This window comes from Moorena sp. SIO3B2 (assembly GCF_010692525.1).
Lineage (GTDB): Bacteria > Cyanobacteriota > Cyanobacteriia > Cyanobacteriales > Coleofasciculaceae > Moorena > Moorena producens.
In genome coordinates, this window is the sequence record NZ_JAAHHE010000259.1 from 1 (window position 1) to 8,672 (window position 8,672).

At 44.3% G+C, this 8,672-nt stretch carries 7 protein-coding genes and 3 pseudogenes; 3 read left to right on the forward strand and 7 right to left on the reverse strand.

Annotated features, from left to right (window positions below; translation table 11 throughout):
• A partial coding sequence (gene purD, locus F6K38_RS30230; RefSeq protein WP_287358773.1) for a phosphoribosylamine--glycine ligase occupies positions 1–916 on the reverse strand: 916 nt, incomplete at its 3' end.
• Positions 917–1,212: 296 nt separating this feature from the next.
• Positions 1,213–1,624: pseudogene (tnpA, locus tag F6K38_RS30235) on the reverse strand (IS200/IS605 family transposase).
• Positions 1,625–1,694: 70 nt separating this feature from the next.
• On the opposite strand from tnpA, the gene F6K38_RS30240 reads away from it, so the two are divergent.
• A complete protein-coding gene (locus F6K38_RS30240; protein ID WP_287358775.1) occupies positions 1,695–3,092 on the forward strand; it encodes an RNA-guided endonuclease InsQ/TnpB family protein in 1,398 nt (465 codons plus the stop codon).
• A gap of 156 nt (positions 3,093–3,248) precedes the next feature.
• On the forward strand, positions 3,249–4,205 hold the full coding sequence (locus tag F6K38_RS30245) for an NAD-dependent epimerase/dehydratase family protein (RefSeq protein WP_287358777.1): 957 nt from the start codon (positions 3,249–3,251) through the stop codon (positions 4,203–4,205).
• Between the two features lie 324 nt (positions 4,206–4,529).
• Here F6K38_RS30245 and F6K38_RS30250 read toward each other — a convergent pair whose 3' ends face one another.
• The gene (locus F6K38_RS30250; protein WP_287358778.1) at positions 4,530–6,626 is read right to left on the reverse strand and encodes a serine/threonine-protein kinase; all 2,097 of its coding nucleotides are present in this window, start codon (positions 6,624–6,626) and stop codon (positions 4,530–4,532) included.
• A complete protein-coding gene (locus tag F6K38_RS30255; RefSeq protein WP_158026258.1) occupies positions 6,592–6,747 on the reverse strand; it encodes a hypothetical protein in 156 nt (51 codons plus the stop codon). Before F6K38_RS30255 ends, F6K38_RS30250 begins: the two co-directional genes overlap by 35 nt.
• A 5-nt stretch (positions 6,748–6,752) precedes the next feature.
• Between F6K38_RS30255 and F6K38_RS44490 the strand changes: the two are divergent.
• Positions 6,753–6,902, forward strand: a pseudogene (locus F6K38_RS44490) (tyrosine-type recombinase/integrase); the annotation flags it as partial.
• A 9-nt stretch (positions 6,903–6,911) separates the two neighbouring features.
• On the opposite strand, the gene F6K38_RS30265 reads toward F6K38_RS44490, so the two are convergent.
• The 3 genes and pseudogenes from F6K38_RS30265 to F6K38_RS30275 all read right to left on the reverse strand — a co-directional run.
• A complete protein-coding gene (locus F6K38_RS30265) occupies positions 6,912–7,121 on the reverse strand; it encodes a type II toxin-antitoxin system HicA family toxin (RefSeq protein WP_008182201.1) in 210 nt (69 codons plus the stop codon).
• Positions 7,118–7,321, reverse strand: a complete 204-nt coding sequence (locus tag F6K38_RS30270) for a type II toxin-antitoxin system HicB family antitoxin (protein ID WP_008182203.1) — start codon at positions 7,319–7,321, stop codon at positions 7,118–7,120. Before F6K38_RS30270 ends, F6K38_RS30265 begins: the two co-directional genes overlap by 4 nt.
• Positions 7,322–7,491: 170 nt before the next feature.
• Positions 7,492–8,672: pseudogene (locus tag F6K38_RS30275) on the reverse strand (hypothetical protein); the annotation flags it as partial.

The window sequence follows — 8,672 nt, forward strand, 5'->3', positions numbered from 1 at the left end:
GCACCTGATCTAGGGGAGTTTCTAGCAAGGGTAGGATAGCTTGAGTTTCTGGATCCCCAAAGCGACAATTAAATTCCAGAACCGTTGGGTTTCCTTCTGGAGTAATCATCAATCCTGCATAGAGAACCCCTCGATAATCAATTCCCCTGACCTTTAAAGCCTCAAGGGTAGGATTAAGAATTTCCTTTTCAATCCGTGTGCTTAGCTCTGGGGTAACAATCGGTGCAGGAGCATAAGCTCCCATCCCTCCGGTATTGGGACCGGTATCTCCTTCCCCAATTCGCTTATGGTCCTGAGCTGGTAGTAAGGGACGAACCGTCAAGCCATCCGTAACAGCCAAAACCGAAACTTCTTCGCCGGTGACACACTCTTCAATCACCACCCTCTCAAACCCATTCCCAAAGAGTGACTCTACAGCCATCTCTGCCTCGTCTATCGTAGCCGCAACAGTTACCCCTTTACCGGCTGCTAAGCCATCGGCTTTGACCACAATTGGTGCTACCTGGGCTTTGACATAAGCCAATGCTGGCTCTGGTTCCGTAAACACAGCAAAACTTGGGGTAGGAACACCAGCCGACTGCATCAAATCCTTTGCCCAAGACTTACTCGACTCAATTTGTGCTCCCTCCTGGGTCGGACCAAACACAGGGATATCTTTACTTTGGAGATAGTCTGTAATACCTAAGGACAGTGGGAGTTCTGGACCAACCACCACTAGAGATATATGGTTAACCAGAGCAAACTCAGCAATTGCCTCAAAATCTTGAAGGTTTAATAAACGATTTTGGCAACCTGTTAGTGTAGCGGTGCCACCATTACCAGGAACACATATCACCTGCTCAATAGTTTGAGATTGCAGCAGTTTCCAGGCAAGGGCGTACTCCCTTCCCCCATTGCCGATTACCAAAATCTTCACTTTTTTTGTACACTCTGTGCTGAATACTCTATCTTATTCTATGAGATTAGCAAAATATTGAAGCCATTTTTACCGAAAAAAAATTACTCACAATTTAACTAGCTCGGCGGGAATTAACAAGCTAAGCTGTGGCTATAGCGTGGGATGAAAGCCAGGTTGGGTGATTTTGAAGTTACCGTAAGGAGAGTGGAGCCTTAATCAAAAAGTTTTGACTCTTTTACTCAATGCCTGTCGCTCACAAATGCTCCACTCTCCTAAGGTTTCGTCTCCGGGGTTCGATGCCCCATCACCCAACATCAGTCAGGTCTGTCCTGACTCTGAACGTATTCTTTGAGTTGTTCAACGGTAACGCCTCCACAACTAGCAATGAAGTAGCCGCCAGTCCAGAACACTTTTTTCGAGTAATACTTATTCACTTGATCGGGAAATTCTTTCCGTAGGTATCGACTGGAAACGGTCTTGAGATTATTGATTAGTTTGCTTAGCTGAGTCTGGGGATTGTATTGGATCAATAAATGAAGGTGATCCGCTTCACCATTGAACTCGACCAAACTACCTTCCCACTTAGACATCAGCTCTGAAAATATTGATTCTACGCGGGTTAGCATTACCCCTGTGAAGACTTTACGCCTGTATTTGGGGACTAACACCTTGAGGAGCTTTCAAGTTTGAAACGCTTCTAGCACGGTGGATATCATCTTTAGGCATGTTTTACACTAATTACTGTGCTGGTGCTAGAATAACACTAAGGCCTGCAGTAATGGTCGGATCGGCCCCTATGAAATCAACGCTTCAGTATCGAGCTTACCCAAACACTAAGCAAAAACTTGAGGCTAATTATTGGCTTCGAGTGTGTCGCTATTGGTATAACCGCCAGCTCGGAGATCGTTTCGATTGGTGGGAGAACAATAGAACCTACGTCAACGCTTGTCCGTTAGTTTGCGCGTTACCTGAGCTCAGAGATCAGCCGACTAGATACGGTCAACAGTCACAATTGCCTGGACTGAAAACAGATCTGATCAAGGTGTTTCATAGCGGTGAGCTGTTGGACTTCACAGGATTAGATTCAACCGTTTTGCAGGATGTCTGCAAACGGGCTGACGATGCTTTCAAGCGTTATATATCGGGTGATTCCAATGGCAAGCGTAGCGGTAAGCCACGGTTCAAGAACCAATCCAGCTACCGGACGATGGTGTTCGCAATGGTCAAACCAACGTGGATTCATCTTGTCCGCAAAAACTGGCTCTATATCAAGCTTCCCAAGCTGGGAATGGTGAAGGTTCGCATGCACCGACCAATGCCGGATGGTTCCGTTCTCAAACGTGTTAGCTTGACCAAAAAAGCCGATGGTTGGTATATCAATCTTACCGTAGAAGATCCTACGGTGCCTGAGTTGACGCCTGATCAGATTGTCCCCACTTGGGATAACTCAATCGGTCTTGACGCAGTGCTAGAGGGCGATGACTACATTGCCACATCCGAAAATACCAAATACAAATCGGCTAAACCGCTGCGTAAGTCTTTACCGAAACTCAAAGCCATCTCTGCTAAGAAATCATCGAAACGTTTTGGTTCTAAAGCCCGTCGCCAGCTAGCTAAGCGTGAATCTCGAATACATCAACGCATTGCTAGGCAGCGCAAGAATCACCGTTACAACCTGGCTCACAAGCTGGTGAAAACGGGCAAGAAATTTTTTTTCCCTGAGAAGCTAAATCTCAAGGGACTGACAAAACGAAATAAACCCAACAAAGCCGCTGATGGGACGTATTTGCCTAACGGCCAATCGGCTAAGTCTGGGCTGAACAAGTCTTGGTTAGACGCGGCGTTTGGTGAATTTCTAACCACACTGGACTACATAGCCTCAAAAGCTGGAGCAGTGGTTATCAAACAAAAACCGGCGTATTCCTCAATGATTCTGAGTTATCGGAACGAAGTTATATTTACGGATTGCTCAATCAGAAAGTATTACGATCCGGTTGAAAACGTTTTGGTTGACCGGGATGTGAATGCCGCAATCAACCTAAAACGACTTGGGCTGGGCGTTTTCCCAAGTATAAAACGGCGTAGTGGGAAGCTAGTCGTATCTGGCGATATGGACGATAGTACCACGAAGCAAATCGTGTCTATCTTACGGGACGGCACGGACACTCGATCGCTTCTCAGTCTTTGGCCGTAGGCCACGCCAAAGGCGAAAGGATCAAGAAGCCACCGCTATAGCGCGACTCTTAGCGGCGGGAGTGCGTCACGATAGTGTGCCAGACTAGATTTAATCTACATCGACATATAAACTAGTCTGCCCAAAGCTTAACCAATAGTTTGAAATCTTAAATTTATGGCTCTTAATATCGTTACGGGTGCTGCGGGTTTTGTCGGTTCTCACCTAGTAGAAACCCTTTTGAATCAAGGTGAGCGAGTGATTGGTATTGATCAATTTAACGATTACTACGATCCCAACCTCAAGCGCCGGAATATTGAAAATTTTAAAGAGCATCCCGCTTTTGAGTTAATCGAAAGTGATATTCAGACCCTGGATTGGCGATCGCTCCTAACCGATGTAGAGGTAGTCTATCATCAGGCAGCACAAGCTGGAGTTCGTGCCAGTTGGGGGGATGGTTTTCGGGATTATACCGAGCGCAATATTAACGCTACCCAAATCCTACTCGAAGCCGCCAAAGATGCCAAACATCTGACGCGATTAGTCTATGCTTCCAGCTCTTCAGTTTATGGTAATGCGGAAGCCCTACCGACATCTGAAACAATTCTTCCCCAACCGGTTTCCCCCTATGGGGTAACCAAGCTAGCAGCAGAACACCTATGTTTGCTGTATTACCATAATTTTGGTGTACCCGTTACTGCCTTACGCTATTTCACCGTATATGGACCGAGACAGCGCCCAGACATGGCATTTCACAAATTCCTAAAAGCCATTCTCACGGATGAAGCCATTAGCATATATGGTGACGGAAAGCAAACCCGAGACTTCACCTTTATCAAAGACATCATTGCCGCGAATCTGGCTGCAGGTAGCACACCAGCTGCTGTTGGGGAAGTCTTTAACATTGGTGGTGGTAGCCGAGTGGTGCTTGCGGATGTTCTCGACACCATTGAACAAATTGTTGGACATCCCATTAAGAAAAACTACATCGAAAAAGCGAAAGGAGACGCACGTCATACTGCAGCAGACATTACCAAGGCCAAAACCTTGCTAAATTATCAACCTCAGGTATCCCTATCCCAAGGCTTAGCCCAAGAATGGGAATGGATACAGACTCTTTACGCTCGTGTATAGAAGTGATCTAATCTTATATATCAATTCTCATGAATCAGATCCCCCCCTTATTAAGGGGGGTTAGGGGGTATCCCAAGTAAAAGAATAGTGTATATAGCAATTCTCTCTCCCATGAGGTACAAAGGGATCCCCCTAAATCCCCCTTAATAAGGGGGACTTTGACCTTTAGAACTTACCTCATATGAGGTACAAAGGGATCCCCCTAAATCCCCCTTAATAAGGGGTACTTTGAGGTTTAGAACGTACCTCATAAATGCAATAAACGCTACTATATCATAAGTGCGATAAACGCTATCTATTCTTCTTCAAGCTACAGAAATTCAGCTAAAGCTCAACCCCAGCTATTTGAAAGGCTTGTCTAATTGCACCAGCTAATTGCGATTGGTACTGTTGCATGTAAAATTCAGATGCTTGACGATAGGCGGACAACAGGGGACGAAAATTCTCAACCTGACCATCTACAGTTCTGATGTTCAGTAAAACCCAACCTAAGTTGTGGTAAGCCTCAGCATAGTCTGGTTTTAACTGCACGGCTTTTTCCAGATGGGAGCGTGCTTGTGCCCATTGTCCCACTTTTCCTAGTAAAGTGCCTAGACGGAATAAAGCAAAGGCATCAGATGGAAATTTCTGAATGTAGGCTTGATAGGTTTGGATAGCACCTTGATAATTCTGCAAGTGTTCCTGAGTAATTCCTTGATTCAGGGATACCCAGCTAGGAACGTCTGCTTTCTGGCTGGCTTGGTCAAAATTGGCAAGAGCCTCAGGCCACAACCCTTGCACAGCTTGCTTCCAACCTTTCAATCCCCAAGCAACTGCACTATCGGGGACTTGAGTGGTAAACTCTATAATCCGCCGCTCCACATCCCTAGACTGTCTAGTAACAACTGCCTTTTCCAAAGCAATGATTAAATAGGGATATATCCATTGTTGTAGTTCTTGGGATTCCCTAGACTGAGCCTGTTTTGACTTGAACAGTGCCTGGGTAGCAGTACGAATTGCTCGTTTCCATTGCTGTTGATTGACATTAATCCAAGCTTGTAACCCTAGGGCAAAGGTACAGTTACTATCAATTTGTAGTGCCTTGGAAACAGCAGATTCTGCCTGTTGCCAATTGCCAAGCTTTCCCCATGCCCAAGCTAGATTAGCTTGTATCCAAACCTCTTGGGGAGCTAAGTCTGCTGCTTGTTGCAACTGTTTTACTGCTGTTGACCAATTTGATTTACGGCAGTTGACTAGTCCTAAAACCCCATAGCTCCTGCCATCATTTGGTTGTAGTCGAATCGCTGTTTGTGCTGCCACCTCAGCCTGAGCATCATTGAGATGCATCTGGACTAGGGCTAGTTCAACCGCAGCTTCACCATGGTTTGGCTGATTAGTTAGACATTTTTGATAAGCTTGAACCGCCTCTGCTAACTTTCCTTGCTTAAGTAATCCCCACGCTTTCCTTTGACTGGGAGAAACAAACTTGCCTTTGAGGGCATCAATCAGTTCCTCGGCTGTTTGAAATCGCTCCTCTACCTTCATTCTCATTCCAGTTAAGATTACCTGCTCAATTTGGGGTGTAATCTGAGGAGCTAACTGTCGTGGTGGAATTAACGTTTCTGATCCAGCTCTTTCCGTAGCTTGAGCTGGTAATTGACCAGTGAGTAATTCATACATTGAAGCACATAGAGCATATATATCCGTAGCTGGCCAACGCTTACTCCGGTAACTGTATTGCTCAAGAGGAGCGTATCCTGGTGATAATGTTGCACTCATTTCACGGGTTTGACCGGCGATGAATTCTTTAGTAGCACCGAAATCAATCAATACGGCTCGATCTTGGTGATCAATTAGAATATTATCAGGTTTAATATCTCTGTGTAATAGTTGATTAGAGTGAACAACTGTTAAGGCTTCTACTACTTGGATAAAATAGCCCTTGAGCTTCTCTTCCGAAAGAACACCTTCTTCTTGTAAGATTTTGGATAAGGACTTTCCAGAGATAAACTCCATGACTAAATAGGCAGTATTATTCTCCTCAAACCACTCATAAATCTTAGGAATATTAGGGTGGTAGCATTTTTGTAAATAACTGGCTTCTAACTGAAATTTGTGGAGTTGTCGTTGTCGGTCAATCGGAGCAATAGAAGGGGGCCAAGTAATGGTTTTCCCCATCCTAGCTGCTTTTTCTGGCCATAGTTCTTTGATGGCAACCTTGGCAGAGTTAGGTAGGTAAATTCCTTGGTAGGTAATGCCAAATCCCCCTTCTCCTAGGACTTTTTCGATCCGATAATGACTCTGCCTTAGGAGTGTGCCAGCAGGCAAATGGTAGGCTGATGAACTAACAGTCTCTTCAAACTCAAGAGCCGCACCACAACTAGTGCAGTAGTTGGTACTGCCAGTATTAATATGACCGCATACTATACAGGTAATAGACATTATTGTAGGTTTCTACAATTTTAGGAAGGCAAAAGGCAAGAGGCAATAGGCAAGAGGCAATAGGCAAGAGGCAATAGGCAATAGGTAAGAGGCAATAGGTAAAAAATCCTTTGTACCTCATAGCTTCGGACGTTTTGTAGTGATCTATTGGATGGGGGAGTGGATATCGTTACGGTTCAGAAGTTGGCGGGTTATGGGTCTCCTGTGACCACTGCCAAGTATGATAGACGGGGGGAGGAGACGAAGCGGTTGGCGGTGCAAAAGTTGAGGTTGTGATCAAAGGTGTTACTGGAGATCTGATTCTTCCAATTCTGCTATTTTCATCAATGCTTTTAGGGTTCCTCTCTTCAAATCTTGATTTTTGTGAACTGGAACGGATAGGATTTTTTGAGCTCCTGGCTTTTCATAAATATGATGGCTTCCTGTAATTTTTCTCAAAACCCATCCTTTTTTCTCAATAATTTTACAGAATTTTTTGCCAGAAACAGATTTCATACTGTAACTTCCACAATTTTGCTGTTGGGTTCAGGAATATAGGAATTGCTGGCAACTTCTAACCAACCTTCAATGGCATCTTGAAGATTTGCTAAAACCTCTTCCATTGTGTCTCCCTCAGTAATGCAGCCAGGTAGTGCGGGTACTTCTGCCCAAAAACCACCTTCTTCTGCTGGATGTATTGCGACCTTAATCTGCATTTGGGTTTGCTTGCTCAATAGTTTTTTGTGTATTTTAACTCATCACATCATGGGTCAATCAGATGATCCGGTGTACTTTTGTCAACCTTATCCACACCCTGAATACTCTTACTTTTCGCTCTTTCCACTTCAAATTTTGTCAGTCAACCAGGCTGATAGCTTACGCAAAGTTAGTTCAAAAACTGCATAGATTCCAATTTGTTGCTGCTGATTGCTTTCTGGAGCAAATTTTGCCACTCCTGCTGAATTTGTTTATGTTCTTTGAGCCTTTGGAACTCAGGCCATACTTTCGAGCGAATTTCTTCCTTTCTTAGAAAAGTCCGCCACTGGTCTCCTATATCTTTGGCATAGTGAATGCGATCAAAAAACTCTCCGATGATGAAGTATCTGACTTGGCTCGGCTCAGTTAACCACTGATCTAAGGTTTCTTTGCATTTAATGACCACTTTTTTATGAAGAGCTTCTAGACGATTTTTTACTTCTTGTTGATTAAACTCTTCAACTTGGGATTCTCCTGACTCTGAATTTTTAATGCTCAGGGTGTTGTTGTTGATTAGATCCGGTTCAAGTTCGTCATCAAAGTGCTGTCGAATACTGTGTATAATTAATCCCTCATAGGAAACTTGAGACTCCCAAAGGGTTCGGAATCCTAGCTCTAATTGATTGTTATACTTATCGAGTAACTCGGTCATCACCCCTAGAAACTTGGCGTCCCGTTCCTTGGTTAGATTCCCCAAGTGCCCCTTTTTCAGGTTTACCAGCACATTTGTTACTTCTGATTTGAGCTGCTCCACTGACTGCTGTAGCCCTTCGTTTAAGGAAAGGAAATGCTTTGAGAGGTTGGCTCGCATCGCTGCAATCGACCCGTAGTAGGTAGACCTGTAAGAGCCTCCGAATCGGTCTGTGCGTTGTCTTTCAATTTCGTCTAGTTCTGGAATTCCCGGGTCACTTTGGCAGGCTTTCATTACAGTATCGACTTTTGCTTTAAAGTAAGGATCAACTGTTTCCCGGTTTTTTCTGAGTTTTTTGAGGAATTTTTCAAGACTGTCAGATAGCTCTTCTTTAAACTCCTTGAATCGCTCCACAAATAACTGGTCTTCATCCCCAAATCCAGCTAGGGCTTTACTGGCTTTCTGTAAATCAGTTTCTAAGTCTCTGTGGAGGATATCTATGTGGTCTTGATAAGCTTTGGCATATTTACTGTCTAGGTCTTCAATGTTGTCCACTAGGTAGTCTAGAATTAACTCCAAAACTTGGTTAGCTTGGTCAGGATTAGAACAGTCAGCGATTACACAATTAACCACCTCTATGTGGTTTTCCCGAATCGTTCTTTTAAGGGTTTCACAGCCTT

What these genes read in the sequence shown, in the direction of transcription:
- F6K38_RS30240 (WP_287358775.1), top strand. Translation starts at nt 1,695, where the DNA reads ATGAAATCAACGCTTCAGTATCGAGCTTACCCAAACACTAAGCAAAAA.
- F6K38_RS30245 (WP_287358777.1), top strand. Translation starts at nt 3,249, where the DNA reads ATGGCTCTTAATATCGTTACGGGTGCTGCGGGTTTTGTCGGTTCTCAC.
- F6K38_RS30250 (WP_287358778.1), bottom strand. Translation starts at nt 6,626, where the DNA reads ATGTCTATTACCTGTATAGTATGCGGTCATATTAATACTGGCAGTACC.
- F6K38_RS30255 (WP_158026258.1), bottom strand. Translation starts at nt 6,747, where the DNA reads ATGAGGTACAAAGGATTTTTTACCTATTGCCTCTTACCTATTGCCTAT.
- F6K38_RS30265 (WP_008182201.1), bottom strand. Translation starts at nt 7,121, where the DNA reads ATGAAATCTGTTTCTGGCAAAAAATTCTGTAAAATTATTGAGAAAAAA.
- F6K38_RS30270 (WP_008182203.1), bottom strand. Translation starts at nt 7,321, where the DNA reads ATGCAGATTAAGGTCGCAATACATCCAGCAGAAGAAGGTGGTTTTTGG.